Raw genomic sequence first — 518 nt, 5'->3', positions numbered from 1 at the left:
TGCTGATGGTGTTCGCCGTCAGTATCGGCGGCCTGACCCAGATCGTCCCGCTGTTCTTCCAGGACGTCACCAACAAGCCGGTGGAAGGCATGAAACCCTACACCGCGCTGCAACTGGAAGGCCGCGATATCTACATCCGCGAAGGTTGCGTGGGCTGCCACTCGCAGATGATCCGCCCGTTCCGCGCCGAAACCGAGCGCTACGGCCACTACTCGGTGGCCGGCGAGAGCGTGTGGGACCACCCGTTCCTGTGGGGCTCCAAGCGCACCGGGCCGGACCTGGCCCGTGTTGGCGGCCGTTACTCGGACGACTGGCACCGCGCGCACCTGTACAACCCGCGCAACGTGGTGCCGGAGTCGAAGATGCCGTCGTACCCGTGGCTGGTCGCCCAGCAGGTCGACAACAGCCACACCGACGTCAAGATGCGCACCTTGCGCACCCTGGGCGTGCCGTATTCCGACGACGACATTGCCGGCGCCCGCGACGCGGTCGACACCATGGCGGCGATCGAGTCGGGG

Annotated in this window: 1 protein-coding gene; it reads left to right on the top strand. The window is 66.8% G+C overall.

Annotated features, from left to right (window positions below):
• Nucleotides 1-5 precede the first annotated feature (5 nt).
• Nucleotides 6-518 (top strand): cytochrome-c oxidase, cbb3-type subunit II (gene ccoO / locus EOE48_RS28600; RefSeq protein WP_246155070.1); only part of this gene is annotated, 513 nt, incomplete at its 3' end.

The sequence above is a fragment of the Methylobacterium oryzihabitans genome, assembly GCF_004004555.2.
Lineage (GTDB): Bacteria > Pseudomonadota > Alphaproteobacteria > Rhizobiales > Beijerinckiaceae > Methylobacterium > Methylobacterium oryzihabitans.
The sequence above is the reverse complement of the archived record's forward strand: the minus strand, read 5'-3'. Positions and strand labels throughout refer to the sequence as shown.